This window comes from Curtobacterium sp. MCSS17_016 (genome assembly GCF_003234255.2).
Classification (GTDB): domain Bacteria; phylum Actinomycetota; class Actinomycetes; order Actinomycetales; family Microbacteriaceae; genus Curtobacterium; species Curtobacterium flaccumfaciens.
The window spans coordinates 1349066-1365259 of the sequence record NZ_CP126254.1; the positions used below are offsets into that span (position 1 = coordinate 1349066).

Sequence of the window (16194 nt, forward strand, 5' to 3'; positions counted from 1 at the left end):
CAGGGGATCGTTTGCGGTAACGGGAACCCGGCGGGCAGGGTTACTCATCGTAACCGAAGCCCGGGTCGTCGACTCGGGAACGATCGAAGGAGTGTCATGACACTGTTCCGCCTGGACGCCAGCATCCGCACCGAGGGCTCCACCAGCCGAGCACTCGGCGACATCGTCGAGACCGAGTGGAGTGCCGTGCACGCGGGCGCCGAGGTGACCCGCCGTCACGTCGGCACCGACCCCGTGCCCGCCGACAGTTGGGCGAACGCCGTCGCCGCCTCCGCGACGCCCGAGTCCGAGCGCACGGCGGCCCAGGTCGCCGCGGTCGCCCTGGCCGCCGAGCTGACCGACGAGCTGGCCGGTGCCGACGCCCTGCTGTTCGCCGTGCCGCTCTACAACTTCGGCGTCTCGCAGCACTTCAAGTCCTACGTCGACCTCGTGCTGACCGACCCGCGCATGGCACCCGGCGCCGTGCCCGCGACCGTGGGCAAGCCGGCCGTCCTCGTCACGGTGCAGGGTGGCAACTACTCCGCCGGCACACCCCGGGAGGGCTGGGACCACGCCACGGCCTGGATGCGACGCATCCTGGAGGACGTCTGGCAGCTCGACCTCGACGTGGTGACGCGGGAGTTCACGCTCGTCGGGGTGAACCCCGCCCTCGATCAGTTCACGGAGCTGGCCGACGAGCTGCGGGTCCGCGCCGAAGAGCAGGCGGCCCGGCACGGCCGCACGTTGGCGGCCGTGCCGAAGGCTGCGTGAAGCCGACTCCTACGACGCGAGCATCTGCGCCACCACCGCGTACAGGTCCTTGGGGTCGCCGGCGAGCATCTGCTTGATCAACGCGGCCTGCTCGTCGACGACGACCTCGTAGTCGTCACGCTCGACCCCGTCCAGGGTCGCGCGCGCCACGTCTGCAGGGTCGGTCTTGGCCATCGAGACCCCCGCGGTCATGTCGGTGTCGGCCACTCCGAGGTGCACGGACATCACCGCGGTCCCTTGTCCGGCCAGCTCGTGCCGCAACGCGTTGCCCATGTTCCACAGGGCGGCCTTCGACACCGCGTAGGCGGAGGCTCCGGGCATGGCGAGCCACGAGGCACCCGAGGCGATGTTCACGATGCTCCCACCGCCGTTCGCCGCCAGGACCGGCGCGAACGCGCGAATCACGGACAGGGTGCCCCAGACGTTCGTGTCCATGTCGGCGTGCGCTGCGTCCAGATCGCCCAGCAGGGTCGCCGTGGTCGCGATCCCGGCGTTGTTGATCAGGAGATCGACGTCGGTGGCGACCGCGGCGGCCGCTGTGACGGACGCGGGGGAGGTGATGTCGAGGGCGAGGCGCTCGACGCCCTCGAGGTCGATCAGTTCAGGGCGTCGGGCGGTGGCGTACACCTTCGCCCCGCGTGCGATCAGCTGTGCGGCGAGGTGGCGTCCGATACCGCGGTTCGTGCCGGTGACGAGGGCGGTGGCTCCAGAGAGGTTCATGCCGCTACGGTAGAACCTGACGTCAACGTGAGAATCAAGCCCGAGGGACAGAACGATGCGGATCGGCGAACTCGCAGAACGGGCCGACGTCAGCGTCCGGTCACTGCGGTACTACGAGGAACAGGGCCTCCTCGAGTCCGGGCGGACCACGGGCGGCCACCGGGAGTACGGCGAAGCCGACGTGACGCGCGTGCGCTTCATCCAGATGCTCTACGCGGCGGGCATGCCGAGTCGTCGGATCGTCGAAATCCTGCCCTTCCTCGACACCGGGGTCGCGACGCGGACGATGCTCGACCACTTCGACGAGGAGAGCGATCGCATCCGACGCCAGATCGAGGCCCTCGGTGCCACCCATGACCGCCTCGCGCGGCTCCGCGACATCGCGGCGGAGTCCGTCGCTGGGCGACCACCGGAGGAGTGCCGCTCGTCCGCGAACGCCGCCGCCGCCTGAGCCGCTCCGCCTAGTTGGCGGCGTCGGGCCTGCTGAACAGGTTGACGACGTTGCCGTCCGGGTCGCGGACCAGTGCGGAGCGGTTGCCCCACGGCATCGTGGTCGGCTCCAGGACGACGTCGTCGCTGCCGAGCTGCAGTCCGGCGAAGTCGCCGTCGACGTCGGCGACCTCGAACTCGATGAACACGGAACGGTTTGTCGCGGGCGTCAGCGCGCCGCTGAGCATGGCGACCGTGGCGGTGCTGGCGATCGCGAGGGTCCCACCCGGGCCGGTGAACTGCGCGAAGACCGGTGCGGGGCGCTCGGCCGGCTGGCCGGTGATCCGCTCGTAGAAGGCGACCATGCCCTCGAGGTCGTCGGTGATGATGCGGACGGATGCGAACGACATGGGGTTCCTCACGGTGGTGCGATTGACTCGGAGCGACCAGCTTCACCGGCCACCACGACACCGTCCTGTCGGTGTTTCCGGAAACCGACCGCGTTTCCGGAAACCGACCGCGCTAGTCGTCGAGGACCGGCCGGAGTCGTCCGTACTGGATCGCGAGGTCCTCGGATCGCAGGACGCGCTGCGCCGGCCGCTCGTCGGTGACCTCGACCGACAACATCCGGTCGCCGCGGAACGCCCGCACCCCGTCGCGGGTCCGGCACCAGGCGATCAGGTACCACTGACCGTCCTTCCCGATCGACCCCAGCGGTTCGACGTCGCGGACGGACTCCGCTCCGCCGGCATCCCGGTACCGGAGCCGCACGACTCGATCCGCACGCAGGGCAGCCGCGAACTCGGCCGGGGCGACCGTGTCCTCGTCGTCCTCCAGGAAGTGCACCCGGGACGCCAGTGCGCTGGCTCGTGCGGCGTCGCCGGCGGGCATCACCGCGAGCGTCTTCCTGGCCGCGGTCTGCGCCGCGTGCCGGAACGGACTGCGCCCCAGCGAGCCGAGCCCGATCAGCACCGCGAGGGCTTCATCCGGCGTGAAGCCCGCCGGACCGAGCGTCGCGGCCGCGTCGATGACGTACCCACCCGTCCGGCCGGGCTCCGCCCAGATGGGCACACCCGACTGCTGCAACGCGGAGATGTCCCGTTCGATGGTCCGGACCGACACCTCGAACCGCTCCGCGAGACGACGCGCGCTCCGCGGTTGCGGGGCGACGGCGCGCAACTCCTCCACGATGCCGTAGAGCCGATCGGTGCGATTCACCTCGCCATCTTCGCTGTCGTCCAGACGTTCCGTCAGATCCACGCCGTCTCGTCTGCCATGTGCTCGTGGGGCTCGCGTCCGTCGGCCTAGGCTGCGGGGGTGTCCGCAGCCCTGACCGTCGAACTCCTCCGGACGTTCGGCGTCGCTCTCGAGCCCGGGTTGTCCGAACGGGAGCTGGCCCGGGCCGAGCGTCGGTACGGCGTCCGGTTCGGCGCGGACCACCGAGCCCTGCTCTCCCTCGCGCTGCCGAGCGGGGACGGGTGGTTCGACTGGCGCGCTCGGAACGACGAACGACTGCGGCGAGCGATCCGGTGGCCGGTCGAGGGTGCCCTGTTCGACGTCCGTCACGACGCCTTCTGGCCCGGGTCGTGGGGCGAGCGACCCGGCGACGAGTCGCAGCGACTCGAGGTGGCTGAGCGACACCTGCGGCAGTGGCCGCAGCTGGTGCCGTTGTACTCGCACCGCTACCTGCCTGCCGCGCCGCTCGGCAGCGGGACGCCCGTGTTCTCGGTGCACCAGACGGACGTCGTCATCTACGGCGATGATCTCGTCGACTACGTCAAGCGGGAGTTCCGGCCGGATGGTACCGAGCGGGAGACCAGCGTCGGGATGCACGACCTGGAGCCGTGGACGCTGCTCGCCTTCGGCGAGGACGTGCCCTGAACGCAACGAGCGGATCGGGCTGCCGGCGGTCCTGAACGCGACGGCGGACGGTCTGGAGGCACGGTGCCAGCTGACACCGTGCCTCCAGTCCGTCCTGGGGTCGCGCCCAGGGCGTGTCAGGACTCCGACAGGAATCCGGCGCGAAGCGTGAGGGCTCCGTCAGGGAAGCGCGCGCGCCGTCGGCGGTCCGGCATGATCGGCAGGTTGCCCGCATGCACCACGGAACCAGGAGGACACCGGTGGCCCTCATCGACAACGGCATCTACGTCAACGGAACCCGAACGGAGTCGCCGCAGGACCTCAGCTTGACCTACGAGGCGCTCGACGCCGCGGGGAGCGGCGCGATGGCCTGGATCGGGCTGTTCCGACCGACCGCCGCCGAGCTGGCCTCGGTCGCGGACGAGTTCGGGCTGCACCCGCTCGCGGTCGAGGACGCGCACAAGGGGCACCAGCGCGCGAAGCTCGAGCGCTACGGCGACACCCTGTTCGTGGTGCTGCGACCCGCCTGGTACGACGAGGACGAGGAGACCGTCGAGTTCGGTGAGGTGCACCTGTTCACCGGGCGGGACTTCGTCGTGACCGTCCGGCATGCGGAGCAGCCGAACCTCGCCGACGTGCGGAAGCGACTCGAAGCCGATCCGGACGCCCTCGGGCGCGGGTCCGAGGCGGTGCTCTGCGCGGTCCTCGACGAGGTCATCGACAGCTACGCCCCGGTCGTCGCCGGGCTGCAGGACGACATCGACGACATCGAGGACGACCTGTTCGACGGTGAGGTCGACCCGGCGTCCTCGCGGCGGATCTACCAGCTGCTCAGCGAGGTCATCGGGTTCCAGCGCGCCATCGGCCCGCTGCCCGGGATGCTCAACGCGTTGCTGCGCGGTGCTGAGAAGTACGGCACGGACACCGAGGTGCAGAACCAGCTGCGGAACGTGCTCGACCACGCGATCCGCGTGACCGAGCGGGTCGACACGTTCCGGACGCTGCTCGAGAACGCCCTCACGTTGCACTCGACCCTGGTGACGCAGGAGCAGAACGACGCGATGCGCCGGATGACCAGCGCGAGCCTGGCACAGGGGGAGGAGAGCCGGCGGCTGGCGCGGGCGTCGATGGAGCAGGGCGAAGAGGTGAAGAAGATCTCGTCGTGGGCGGCGATCCTGTTCGCGCCCACGTTGGTCGCGTCGATCTACGGCATGAACTTCGAGCACATGCCCGAGCTGCGGTGGGTGTGGGGGTACCCCGCTGCGATCGTCGCGATGGTCCTGTTGGCGGTCGTGCTGTGGGCGGTGTTCAAGCGGCGGCACTGGCTCTGAGCGTGCGTGATGACGGACTGGAGGCGCGGTGCCAGGTGGCGCCGTGCCTCCAGTCCGCCGGTCAGTCCGTCCAGGTCTGCTGGACGAGCGCTTTCAGGAGGCCGTCGGTCGGGACGTTCGACTGCGTGATCGAGATCCAGGTGTCGCCGCGCACGAAGAACGTGTGCGTCGTCTCCACCCGGTCCGAGTAGTACATCGCCGTCTCGGTCTGCTGGCACGAACGTCCAGCGAGCGTGTCGGTGCAGGTCCAGCCCTTGCCTGCGAGCGACTGGAGCCGGGCCTGGAGGACGCCTCGGTCGACGGTGCCCATCCCGAGGAAGAGGTTGTCGACGTCCTCGGTGCTGCCGCTCGGCGACCAGTGGCAGACCAGCGTGGCGTCCGCGGTGAACGGTTCCTCCGGGTCGACGTAGTAGTCGGTCTTCCCACCGGGAACCGCGGGTCGGAGCTGGTCGAGCACCAGCGAACCGAACAAGCGGGGAGCGTCGGCGGCCGGCACAGCATCGGTGCACGCCCCGGGGATCGTCGCCGTGGTGTCGGCCGGCGCGGGGGTCGGCGTGATGCGGGCCGCGGACGGGGACGGTGACCCGGTCGGTGCCGGTGTCGGCGGTGCAGAGGACGGCGTGGGTGCGGGTGCTGCGGCGAAGGGCGTCGGAACGAGTCCGAGCGCCACCGAACCGCTCGCGGTGCCGATGCCGAGCACGGCGATCAACGCCACGATGAGGCCGACGCGACGGTGTGTGGAAGCCGGGCGTGGCTTGTCGTGCATGCCCCGGACGACCTGCTGCCGCATGCCGGCGAGCATCCGCTGCATCTCGTCGCCTCCGGGCGGCTCGTTGCTCATCGGGGACCCGTGGTCGGTTCGTCGTTCATCGTTCATCGTTCGTCACCGCCTTCTTGATCCGTGCACGGGACCGCCACACGCGCTGTGTGACGGCGCCGACGCTCATGCCGAGCAGGTCGGCGGCCTCGGCGTAGGAGCGGCCCTCGATGAGGCAGAGCTCGCACACCTGGCGATCGAGTGGTGCAAGCGCGTCGATCTCGGCGCGGACCCACCGCAGTTGCTCGCGGGCGTCGTCGTCCGGCTCGGGCGCGGCGAGCTCGTCGGGCAGGTCGACACCCTCGTGCCGTCGCTGCTGTCGCCGCAGGTTCGCGGCGTGGTTCCGGCACACGACGAGCAGCCACGGCAGGAGTGACTCCCCGGGGACCTCCACGGTGTCGGCCTTCTGCCAGAGGGTCAGGAACGCGTCCTGCACGATCTCCTCGACGTCCATGCGCCGCGTGACCAGTGCCCACGTGTAGCGGGTCATGGTCTCGGCGTGACGGTCGAACAACGCGGTGACCGCACTGCGGTCGCCGCGCGCTGCTGCCGCCACGAGCGCGCTGTCCGGCTCGGCTGATCGGTTCATGTCCACCCCCTTCACTCCGCAGTGTGCACGGAGGGGACATCCTCACAGGTCCTTCGCCGCCGGGCGTGTCGTGTGGCCGAGGGGGGCGCCCCGGAGTCGGTGGTCACAGGGGTGCCATCGCGTCGCCGGTCGCGTCAGACGTCGGTCTTCCTCTCGGCCTCCTGGAGCGGCTGGGCGACGTTCGTCGTCGTCATCGGCGTCCTGTCCGCGCTCGTCGGGTTCGTCTTCGCGCTCGTCCCGGCGGACGGCGGACGGCGGACGGCCGACGCTGACGGGCGTTGCCAGGTGGCGGGCGGAGGTCAGGAGGTCAGTGACCGGCGCCGAGGTTCCCGGCGAGGCGGCTGTGGAACGCCTGGCTGGCGTCGTTCATACCGCGGATGTCGACGCGCTTGCCGTGCTGGTGGTACTTCGTCTCGATGGCGTCGAGCGCGGCGACGGTGGAGGCGTCCCAGATGTGTGACCCGGTCATGTCGATGACGACCAGGTCGGGATCGTCGACGTAGTCGAACTGCGTGGTGAGGTCGTTGCTCGACGCGAAGAATAGTTCGCCCTCGACCGTGTAGAGCGCGTGCTGCTCACCGGTGCTGAGCGTCTCGATGCTCCGCGACACGGTGGTGAAGTGGGAAACGCGGCGTGCGAAGACGATCATCGCGGCGATCACCCCGATGATCACGCCGATGGCCAGGTTGTCCGTGGCGACGACGATCACGACGGTGAGGACCATGACGACGGTCTCGCCGACCGGCATCCGCTTGAGGGTGGAGGGCTTGATGCTGTGCCAGTCGAAGGTGCCGACGGACACCATGACCATCACGGCGACGAGTGCGGCCATCGGGATGATCGCGACCACGTCGCCGAGTCCGACGACGAGGACCAGCAGGAACACGCCGGACAGGAACGTCGAGATCCGGGTACGGGCGCCGGAGGCCTTGACGTTGATCATCGTCTGGCCGATCATCGCGCAGCCGCCCATGCCGCCGAACAGGCCGGAGGCGATGTTCGCCACCCCCTGCCCGAGGGCTTCGCGGGTCTTGCGGGAGCCGGTGTCGGTGACCTCGTCGACGAGCTTCGCCGTCATCAGCGACTCGAGCAGTCCCACCAGCGCCATCGCGAGGGCGTAGGGGGCGATGATCGTCAGCGTCTCGAGCGTCAGCGGGACGTTCGGGATGAACAGGGTCGGCAGGCTGTCCGGCAGCTTGCCCTCGTCGCCGACGGTGGGGATGGCGATCGAGGCCAGCACGCTGACGAGCGTCAGGACGACGATCGCCACGAGCGGTGCCGGGATGGCCTTGGTGACACGGGGCAGCAGCACGATGATCGCGATGCCGACGGCGCCGATCGGCCAGACGAGCCAGTCGACGCCGATGATGTTCGGCAGCTGCGCGGTGAAGATCAGGATCGCGAGGGCGTTGACGAACCCCACCATCACCGACCTCGGCACGAAGCGCATCAGCTTGGCCGCGCCGAGCCCACCGAGGACGAGCTGGAACACGCCGCCGAGCAGGACGGTGGCGATCAGGTAGTCCAAGCCGTGCTCCTTGACCACGGGGGCGACGACGAGCGCGATGGCTCCGGTGGCGCCGGTGATCATCGCGGCACGTCCGCCGACGAACGAGATGACCACGGCCATCACGAACGCCGAGAACAGCCCGACGCGGGGATCGACGCCCGCGATGATCGAGAACGAGATCGCTTCCGGGATCAGCGCGAGGGCCACGACGAGGCCGGCGAGGACCTCGCGGAGCAGGATCTTGGGGTTCCGCAGGGCGGACAGGACGGTGGGGCTTGCGTGCACCGGAGCCGGTGCGGGCGTGACGGTCGTCACGGTTCTCCTTCGCTGAGGGATGCGGACGCTCGGCGTCCGCGGGGGGAATGTCGTGGGGCGCTTCGTCGCGCGCACCGACCGAGTGCGGCCAGGGACCCGAACCTTCCGCGACGGAAGAGTTGGTCGTGTCCGACTCTAACGCAACGGAAGGGTTGCTGCGCAAGCATCGGTACGATCGGTCGGGACCGGGCAACCGGGCGGAAGGGGTCAGCAGTGACGGACGCGGCAGGAGCATCGACGATGCGGATCGGTGAACTCGCCGACCGGACCGGGCTCTCCATCCGGACCGTGCGGCACTACGACGACGTCGGGCTGCTCCACCCCACCGGCCGGACCGAGGGTGGCTTCCGGCTGTACTCCGACGACGACCTGCAACGCCTGCTCGTGATCCGCCGGATGAAGCCCCTCGGCTACTCCCTCGAGCAGATGGCCGAGCTCCTCGGCATCCTCGACGGGCTCCAGGTGGCGGACGGCACCGAGCGGGACCGGCTGCAGGCGCAGCTCGACGCGTACGTCGTGGACACCGAGGAGCGCCGGGCGAAGCTCGCCCGGAACCTCGAGTGGGCCGACGAGTTCCTCGGCATCCTGCGCCGGCACTGATCCGCTGGCACGGCCCGCAGTGCTCGTCGTCAACGACCGACGACGTCCGCTGTCTGGATCGCCCGGACCCGCAGGAAGTCGAGCTTGTCGGCGTCGGGGCCGCTCTCCGGCGTGGAGTAGACGACGAGCTTGATGTCGGAATCGGGGACGGTGACGACGTCGCAGTCCAGGACCACGTCCCCGACGATCGGGTTGTGCACCGTCTTCACGAGCGACCGGTGCGCCGCGGCTCGTCCTTCGTCCCAGTACGCGGCGAAGCGTTCGCTCTCGGCCCGGAGCCGGGCGATGAACGCGCGGAACGCTGGGTCGCCGCCGAGGACGCCGGCGGTGCGCCGGAGGTCGGCGACGAGCGCCCGCTCGAACAGTTCCGGTCCGCCGTGCGCCGTCGCGATCTCGGCGACGCTGTTGTCGATGAAGGTCTGCACGATCAGGTTCTGTTCGGGGTCCTTGCGCACGGACGGCGCGTCGAAGAGTGCCTGCCAGAGCGGCGTGGAGTGCAGCAGCGTCCAGTCGGCGGCGAACACGGCGAGCGGCAGGTCACCCATCCGGACGAGCATCCGCTGGACTCCGGGCGGGATGTGGCGGGACACCACACCGGCCCGGGGCGATGCGAGGCCGGCGGCGCGGTGGAACAGGTCCGTCTCGGCACGGTCGAGCTGGAGCGCGCGGGCGAGTGCCTGGACGACCTGCGCCGAGGGAGTGCGGGAGCGGCCCTGCTCGAGACGCATCACGTAGTCGGCGCTGACACCCGCGAGCTGCGCGAGTTCCTCACGACGGAGTCCGGGCGTCCTGCGCCGACCGTACGACTCCATGCCGACGTCTTCGGGGGTCAGCCGCCTCCGCCACGATCGGAGGAGGTCGCCGAGCGCTTCGACCTGGTCTGTGGACACCCGACCATTCTCCGCGAGTGGCCCCGCCGCTGGGTAGGACTGTCCTTCCGTGGCTGGAGATCCGGCAGCGCCGCACGCTGGTCACCTCACCACCAGCAACGAGCTCGAAGGAACACCATGACGAACACCCTCATCACCGGCGGCAACAAGGGCATCGGCCGGGAGACCGCGCGACGGCTGATCGCCGCCGGGCACACCGTGTGGATCGGCGCCCGCGACACCGATCGCGGTCGGCGAGCCGCTGACGAACTCGGCGCCTCGTTCGTGCAGCTCGACGTCACGGACGCCGCTTCCGTCGCCGCGGCCGCCGCGACGATCGGTGACCAGGCAGGGCACCTCGACGTGCTGATCAACAACGCCGGCATCCTCGGGGACGTCACCGCACCCGAGGACATGACCGTCGACCAGCTCCGCGCGGTCTACGAGACGAACGTCTTCGGCGTCGTCCGTGTGACGAACACGTTCCTACCGGTCCTCCGGCGGTCCGCTGCGCCCTCGGTGATCAACGTGACGAGCGGCCTCGGGTCGTTCACGATGATCCACGACCCCGAACGCGTGGAGTCGCAGTACCCGCTCGCGGCGTACGGGTCGTCGAAGACCGCGGTCACGATGCTGACGATGCAGTACGCGAAGACGACGCCCGACGTCCGCTTCAACGCGGTGGACCCCGGCCAGACCGCGACGGAGTTCACCGGGAACCTCGGGCACAGCGTCGAGGAGGGCGCCGACGCGGCCGTCCGGGTCGCGACCCTCGGCGCGGACACGCCGACCGGCACCGTCACGGATCGCGAGGGCACCCTGCCCTGGTGACGGCCCGGCGGTCCCCGCGCCGTGACGGACTGGAGGCGCGGTGCCAGCTTGCGCCGCGCCTCCAGTCCGTCCGCTGGTCGCGTCGCGCGACCGACGCCGGCTTGTTCACCCAACCGACGCATGCGCGTGGCAGGGTGGTCCGGGGCATCGTCGCCCGCAGCCCAGCCAGCCGCCAGCGGAGCACGATGCCAACACCCGACCTCATGATCGTCACGGACCTCGACGGGACGTTCCTCGACCACCACGACTACTCGTTCGACGCGGCCCTGCCGATGCTGGAACAGCTGCGGGCGGCCGACGTCCCCGTGGTGTTCTGCAGCAGCAAGACGCGTGCCGAGATCACGGCGCTGCAGGCGCGCACGGGGCTCGACGGGCACGCGTTCGTGGCGGAGAACGGCGCGGTCGTGGTCGGACCGGCGGGCGACGTGCTGGTCGGACCGGCGGGCGACGTGCTGGTCGGGCCGGTCGACGGCGAAGTCGAACGCCTGCGTGCCGCGCTCGACGACCTCCGAACGGTGCTGAGTCTGCAGTTCTCGACCTTCTCGGGTGTGACCGACGCCGTCGTCGCCGACTGGACCGGACTCGACGTCGCCGCTGCGGGTGCTGCCCGGGCCCGCGAAGCGTCCGAGGTGCTGCTCTGGCACGCCGAGGACGACGACCGAGCGGACGCGTTCCGCGCGGCGCTCGCCGCGGTCGGCCTCGACCTGGTGCGCGGCGGCCGGTTCTGGCACGTGCTGCCGGCCGGCCGCGACAAGGGCACGGCGGTCCGGACGTTGATCGTCGACCACGAGCGTCGGACGGGCACCGTCCCGCGCACGATCGGACTCGGTGACGGCCCGAACGACACCGCGCTGCTCGATGCGGTCGACTTCGCCGTCGTGGTCCGTGGACACGGCCCGGCACCCGGACCGCTCGCCGACGACCGCCCCGAGCGCGTCCACCGCACGACCGCCCCCGGCCCGCAGGGCTGGACCGAGGGCCTCACCCGGTTCACCACCCCGTCCGTCAGGAGCCACCGATGAGCGACTTCCACCAGAACGGCGTCATCACGACGTTCCACGACCTTGGTCGCCGCAGCACCGCGAGCCTCGAGGAGGACCTGCGGGGCTTCGCCGAGAAGCGTCCGATGAGCCTGATCCTGCCGGCGCTGTACTCCGAGCTCGAGCGTCCGGCACTGTCGCGGATCGTCGACGAGCTGGCCGAGGCGGACTGGCTCAGCGAGATCGTGATCGGGCTCGACCGCGCCGACCGCTCGCAGTTCGAGCACGCCCGCGAGTTCTTCTCGCGGCTGCCGCAGCGGCACCGGATCCTGTGGAACGACGGGCCGCGACTGCGCGAGCTCGACGCCGAACTGGAGCGCGCGGGCCTGGCGCCGGGGGAGCCCGGCAAGGGCCGGAACGTCTGGTACTGCACCGGGTACGCCCTGGCGTCGGAACGGGCGGACTGCATCGCCCTGCACGACTGCGACATCACCACCTACGAGCGGGGCATGCTCGCGCGGCTGTTCTACCCGGTCGCGAACCCCGCGTTCGACTACGAGTTCTCGAAGGGCTACTACGCCCGCGTCGCCGACGGTCGGATCAACGGCCGCGCCGCGCGGCTGCTCGTCGGGCCCCTGCTCCGCTCGCTCCGCCAGGTCTACGGAGAGTCCGAGTACCTGGAGTACCTGAGCAGCTTCCGGTACCCGCTGTCCGGCGAGTTCGCGATGCGCGCCCACGTGCTGAACGGCCTGAAGATCCCCGGCGACTGGGGACTCGAGATCGGCATGCTCTCCGAGGTCTACCGCGACTACGCGACCCGGCAGGTGTGCCAGGTGGAGATCGCCGACGCGTACGACCACAAGCACCAGCCCCTCGCCGAGGCCGACGGCACCGGAGGCCTGGCCCGGATGGGCAACGACATCGTGCAGTCGCTGCTCCGGAAGCTCGCGACGATGGGCGTCCCGCTCACGTCCGACTCGTTCCGGGTGCTCAAGGCGACCTACTACCGGAACGCGCTCGACATCGTCGAGGTCTACCGGCACGAGGCCGAGATGAGCGGGCTCGCGTTCGACCAGCACGCCGAGGAAGCCGCCGTGGAGCTCTTCACCAAGGCGATCCTCGACGCCGGTGGCGCCTTCACGGCGCGGCCGAACGACAAGCCGTTCATCCCGAGCTGGAGCCGGGTGCGCTCAGCGGTGCCGGACGTGCTCGACCGGCTGCGGGACGCGGTGGAGGCGGACCAGCAGGACTGACGGGTTCACTCGACCCGGTGACGGCCTTGAGGATGCCGTCAACGACCGGACCGGCGCAGGGCGTCGAGGGGGACCCACCCTGGCTGCGAGCGTTGCCATGATCGGAAACGGTCGATGCGAGCCTGGGCGGCCGCCACGGCAGGCCGAGCCCGTCGGATCACTCGGCCCCGCAGGACGAGGAAGCCCGAGCCCACGAGGACGAAGAAGCCCGCCAGAGCCAGCCCCGTCAGGCGGATCGGGCCGACTACCGACCAGCCGATCGCGACGCCGCCGAGCGCACACAGCACGCACCCCCAGAACAACAGTCGGCTCGCGGTGTGCCGGAAGGTCCGGACGAGCCGTTCATCGTGTTCGATCGTCGGAGTGCTGCCGGGCTCTGACTCTGCGAACCCCACCCGGAGCCGCATCACGAGCCCCAGATGACGTACGCGACGACCCCGAGTACGACCACACCGCCGATGGGGACGAAGAAGATCCAGTCGTTCCGGATCGGCGCGCTACCCGGTCGATGGTCTCGCTGGAACGGGGCGACCGGGTTGCCGCTGACCCCGGGGAGGAAGTCGGTCGAGTGCTGTCGGACCGGTTCTTCGGGACGCTGGTCGTGCATGTGACCCCCCAGAGTCGACGGGTGCTGATGACCCTCGCGTTGATCTTGCCCGACATCGAGTGCCGTGACCACCACCGGTGCAATCGGTCGACTCGTCATCCGTGCTGCGGGCCCCACGCGTCGGATCTCGGCGCCCAGCCGAGTGCCGGACCCAGCCGCTCGGCGATGTCCGTGATGATCTGCGCGTAGTCGTCGGGCTCGAACGAGAACGGGAGCGCGAAGGCGACCTCGGTGACCGCCTGGTAGCCGATGTCGGCACGCAGCCGGTCCGCGATCTCGGCCGATGTTCCCACCAGGTCGGCGGCGAAGAGCATCCCGGCGGGGCCCATCGGCACGCCGACGCGACCTGAGCGGCTGTCGACGTAGGCGCGGTAGCGGGCCTCCTGCTCGGCGGTCGCGGTGTCGGTCGGGATGACGACCAGGCCCTGCGAGACGCGGGCGGCAGCGGGGTCGGGGTGGACGTCGAGGTAGGCGTCGATCTGGGCACGCTGGTTCGTGGCGAAGTCCGTGCCGACCTCGCTGCGGGTGACGCTCGAGGTGAGCAGGTGGAAGCCGTTCTCGCCCGCCCACACGGCCGACTTCGTGCTGCCGGTGCCGTACCAGATCCGATCGGCCAGGCCGGCGCTGTGCGGCTGGACGGTGCTCGCGAACTCCTCGATGCCGCGGCGTTCGACGGTCTCGGTCGCCGTCACCGGGTCACCGCGCACGAGGTCACGGAAGCGCAGGAGCCGGTCGTTGCCGAGGTCCTCGTGCTCCAGGGTGTCGGGGTAGATCGCGTCGCGGTACAGGTCGAAGTTCATCGGCGTGCCGACCGAGAACCCGGGGTTCAGACGGCCGCCGAGCAGGACGTCGACCGTGCTGAGGTCCTCCGCGAGGCGGAACGGGTTCTCCGCGCCGATCGGGGTGACCGCGGTGCCGAGGTCGATGCGCGAGGTGCGCTGCGAGGCGGCCGCCATCACCGCGACGGGGGAGGAGATGCCGTGCTGCAGGTGCCGGTGGCGCAGCCAGGCGCTGTCCAAGCCCAGGGTCTCGGCGCGCTCGATCACGCGCAGGGTGTCCTCGTGGCCCTCGGACGGTCGGGCGGGGTCGAACGACCCGATCGTCAGGAAGCCGAGCCGGTGCAGGGGAGTTCCGTCGAGGGGCATGGGTCGATCGTGCCAGATGCGTGGTGCCGGGTCCGTCGTGCCCGGTGCGTCGCGCAGGCCCAGGCCCCGGTCCTGTGGGTCAGGGCCGGGTCTCCTTGATCAGCGCCTCGACGTTGTTGCCGTCCGGGTCGGACACGAACGCGGTGTACGCGTGGTACTCCGGCCAGTAGCGCGGCTCGTGCCGGGACACCCCGCCGGCGGCGACGGCTTCGCGGTGGAAGGCGTCGACCTCGCTCCGTGATCCGGCCTCGAACGCCAGGTGGAGTCCGCGCGTCGTCGCCTCGGGGGTCCGGGCGGTCTCGAGAGAGACGCTCGGGGTGTCGTCCCCGTGCTGCCAGAACTCGGCGACGGAGTCGGTGCGGTAGCCCGCTCCGATGCCGAGGGGCGCGAGGGCAGCGGTGTAGAACGCGTCGCTCGCGGCGAAGTCGCTGGCGAAGACGCCCAGGTGGTGGATGAGGTGACGACCCGGCATGGGACGACCCTAGGCCGCCGTCACGGCATCCGTCCGGGCAGCTTCCCGGTCCCGCTGGCAGGCTGGATCCGTGCACATCACCCTGGACTCAGCGACCGACATCGTCATCTCCGGCATCCGCTTCCCGGAGGGCAACCGCTGGCACGACGGACGGCTCTGGTACTCGGACATGCACACGGGCCAGGTCTTCTCGGTCGACCCGTCCTCGACCGACGGCCCCCGGCTCGAGGCCACCGTCGACGGGCAGTCGTCGGGGCTCGGGTGGCTGGCCGACGGACGGCTCATCATCAGCTCGATGGAGTCCCGCACGGTCGTCGCCGTCGACCCGGACGGCAGCACCTCGGTGTTCGCCGACCTGTCCACGATCGAGTCGTCGCTCGTGAACGACCTGGTCGTCGACGCTCAGACCGGCCGGACCTACATCGGTGCCTTCGGCTACGACCTGTACGCGGGCGAGGAACTGCGCCCCGGCCCGCTCTACGTGATCGACCCGGACGGCTCCGTTCGCCTCGCCGCCGAGGGCCTGGTGTTCCCGAACAGCGCCAACATCCTGCCCGGCACCCGGACCCTGGTGGTCAGCGAGACGTGGGGTGGCCGGCTCACCGCGTTCGACATCGAGGACGACGGTTCGCTGACCGGGCGGCGCGAGTGGGCAGCCCTGCCCGGTGGCGTGACCCCGGACGGCAGCACCGTCGACCGTGACGGCGCGATCTGGGTCTGCTCGGTCGACACGGGGGAGTTCCTGCGGGTCGTCGAGGGTGGCGAGGTGACGGACCGCATCGACGCACCCGGGGACTGCGCGATCGACTGTGCGCTCGGTGGCGAGGACGGTCGCACCCTCTACCTGGCGACCGCCGACAGCTACGACCCGGCCGTGACGGCGACGACGCGCGCCGGTCGGATCAGCTCGGTCCGGGTCGAGGTTCCCGGGTGGTGAACCCGAGCGACCTCGCCGAGGCGACGCGTCGTGCCGAGTACTGACGTCTGACATCCGCGGCCGGGCCAGCGGCTCGGCGTCGACGGGCGTCCGCTCGGTGCGAGGTTGCACACGTGGTGCGAGGCATCCGGGGTCGCACCACGTGTGCAACCTCGCACCAGACGGAACCGGCGCCAGGC

The 16194-nt window shown here is 70.5% G+C and carries 19 protein-coding genes; 9 read left to right on the forward strand and 10 right to left on the reverse strand.

Annotation, left to right across the window (positions count from 1 at the left end; translation table 11 throughout):
• Nucleotides 1-96 precede the first annotated feature (96 nt).
• Nucleotides 97-750, forward strand: coding sequence for an FMN-dependent NADH-azoreductase (locus tag DEJ19_RS06490; protein WP_111233767.1), 654 nt, complete (start codon nt 97-99; stop codon nt 748-750).
• 9 nt (nt 751-759) lie between these two features.
• On the opposite strand, the gene DEJ19_RS06495 is transcribed toward DEJ19_RS06490, so the two are convergent.
• Nucleotides 760-1470: an SDR family oxidoreductase gene (locus tag DEJ19_RS06495; RefSeq protein ID WP_111233766.1), complete on the reverse strand. Its 711-nt coding sequence runs from the start codon at nt 1468-1470 to the stop codon at nt 760-762.
• 55 nt (nt 1471-1525) lie between these two features.
• Between DEJ19_RS06495 and DEJ19_RS06500 the strand changes: the two genes are divergently transcribed.
• Nucleotides 1526-1921: a MerR family transcriptional regulator gene (locus DEJ19_RS06500; protein ID WP_111233765.1), complete on the forward strand. Its 396-nt coding sequence runs from the start codon at nt 1526-1528 to the stop codon at nt 1919-1921.
• A 10-nt stretch (nt 1922-1931) separates the two neighbouring features.
• Here DEJ19_RS06500 and DEJ19_RS06505 read toward each other — a convergent pair whose 3' ends face one another.
• Nucleotides 1932-2309, reverse strand: coding sequence for a VOC family protein (locus tag DEJ19_RS06505; protein WP_111094649.1), 378 nt, complete (start codon nt 2307-2309; stop codon nt 1932-1934).
• A gap of 112 nt (nt 2310-2421) precedes the next feature.
• Nucleotides 2422-3117: a helix-turn-helix transcriptional regulator gene (locus tag DEJ19_RS06510; protein ID WP_111233782.1), complete on the reverse strand. Its 696-nt coding sequence runs from the start codon at nt 3115-3117 to the stop codon at nt 2422-2424.
• Between the two features lie 99 nt (nt 3118-3216).
• Between DEJ19_RS06510 and DEJ19_RS06515 the strand changes: the two genes are divergently transcribed.
• A complete protein-coding gene (locus tag DEJ19_RS06515) occupies nt 3217-3780 on the forward strand; it encodes a hypothetical protein (protein ID WP_111233764.1) in 564 nt (187 codons plus the stop codon).
• Nucleotides 3781-4019: 239 nt separating this feature from the next.
• Nucleotides 4020-5090, forward strand: coding sequence for a magnesium and cobalt transport protein CorA (locus DEJ19_RS06520; RefSeq protein ID WP_111233763.1), 1071 nt, complete (start codon nt 4020-4022; stop codon nt 5088-5090).
• Between the two features lie 61 nt (nt 5091-5151).
• On the opposite strand, the gene DEJ19_RS06525 is transcribed toward DEJ19_RS06520, so the two are convergent.
• The 3 genes from DEJ19_RS06525 to DEJ19_RS06535 form a co-directional block, all read right to left on the reverse strand.
• Nucleotides 5152-5931 carry a hypothetical protein gene (locus tag DEJ19_RS06525; RefSeq protein ID WP_111100739.1) on the reverse strand — a complete coding sequence of 260 codons (780 nt, stop codon included), beginning with the start codon at nt 5929-5931 and terminating at the stop codon, nt 5152-5154.
• A gap of 25 nt (nt 5932-5956) precedes the next feature.
• Nucleotides 5957-6496: an RNA polymerase sigma factor gene (locus DEJ19_RS06530; protein WP_111233781.1), complete on the reverse strand. Its 540-nt coding sequence runs from the start codon at nt 6494-6496 to the stop codon at nt 5957-5959.
• A 307-nt stretch (nt 6497-6803) separates the two neighbouring features.
• The gene (locus tag DEJ19_RS06535; protein ID WP_111233762.1) at nt 6804-8321 is read right to left on the reverse strand and encodes a SulP family inorganic anion transporter; all 1518 of its coding nucleotides are present in this window, start codon (nt 8319-8321) and stop codon (nt 6804-6806) included.
• 213 nt (nt 8322-8534) lie between these two features.
• Between DEJ19_RS06535 and DEJ19_RS06540 the strand changes: the two genes are divergently transcribed.
• Nucleotides 8535-8921, forward strand: a complete 387-nt coding sequence (locus DEJ19_RS06540) for a MerR family transcriptional regulator (RefSeq protein ID WP_111233761.1) — start codon at nt 8535-8537, stop codon at nt 8919-8921.
• A gap of 29 nt (nt 8922-8950) precedes the next feature.
• Here the strand turns inward: DEJ19_RS06540 and DEJ19_RS06545 are convergent, their stop codons facing one another.
• On the reverse strand, nt 8951-9811 hold the full coding sequence (locus DEJ19_RS06545) for a helix-turn-helix transcriptional regulator (RefSeq protein ID WP_111233760.1): 861 nt from the start codon (nt 9809-9811) through the stop codon (nt 8951-8953).
• 117 nt (nt 9812-9928) lie between these two features.
• Between DEJ19_RS06545 and DEJ19_RS06550 the strand changes: the two genes are divergently transcribed.
• From DEJ19_RS06550 to DEJ19_RS06560, 3 genes are all read left to right on the forward strand, one after another.
• A complete protein-coding gene (locus tag DEJ19_RS06550; protein WP_111233759.1) occupies nt 9929-10621 on the forward strand; it encodes an SDR family NAD(P)-dependent oxidoreductase in 693 nt (230 codons plus the stop codon).
• Nucleotides 10622-10806: 185 nt separating this feature from the next.
• The gene (locus DEJ19_RS06555) at nt 10807-11643 is read left to right on the forward strand and encodes an HAD-IIB family hydrolase (protein WP_111233780.1); all 837 of its coding nucleotides are present in this window, start codon (nt 10807-10809) and stop codon (nt 11641-11643) included.
• Nucleotides 11640-12854, forward strand: a complete 1215-nt coding sequence (locus DEJ19_RS06560; RefSeq protein WP_027464806.1) for a glycosyltransferase family protein — start codon at nt 11640-11642, stop codon at nt 12852-12854. The genes DEJ19_RS06555 and DEJ19_RS06560 overlap by 4 nt, the downstream gene beginning before the upstream one ends.
• A 406-nt stretch (nt 12855-13260) precedes the next feature.
• On the opposite strand, the gene DEJ19_RS06565 is transcribed toward DEJ19_RS06560, so the two are convergent.
• From DEJ19_RS06565 to DEJ19_RS06575, 3 genes are all read right to left on the reverse strand, one after another.
• Nucleotides 13261-13461: a hypothetical protein gene (locus DEJ19_RS06565; RefSeq protein ID WP_111057409.1), complete on the reverse strand. Its 201-nt coding sequence runs from the start codon at nt 13459-13461 to the stop codon at nt 13261-13263.
• Between the two features lie 95 nt (nt 13462-13556).
• The gene (locus tag DEJ19_RS06570) at nt 13557-14606 is read right to left on the reverse strand and encodes an LLM class flavin-dependent oxidoreductase (RefSeq protein ID WP_111233757.1); all 1050 of its coding nucleotides are present in this window, start codon (nt 14604-14606) and stop codon (nt 13557-13559) included.
• Between the two features lie 79 nt (nt 14607-14685).
• Entirely contained in the window at nt 14686-15078 is a 393-nt protein-coding gene (locus DEJ19_RS06575) for a VOC family protein (RefSeq protein ID WP_111233756.1), read from the reverse strand.
• Nucleotides 15079-15148: 70 nt separating this feature from the next.
• Here DEJ19_RS06575 and DEJ19_RS06580 point away from each other — a divergent pair, with 70 nt between their 5' ends.
• Nucleotides 15149-16015, forward strand: coding sequence for an SMP-30/gluconolactonase/LRE family protein (locus DEJ19_RS06580; RefSeq protein WP_111233755.1), 867 nt, complete (start codon nt 15149-15151; stop codon nt 16013-16015).
• Nucleotides 16016-16194: the final 179 nt, after the last annotated feature.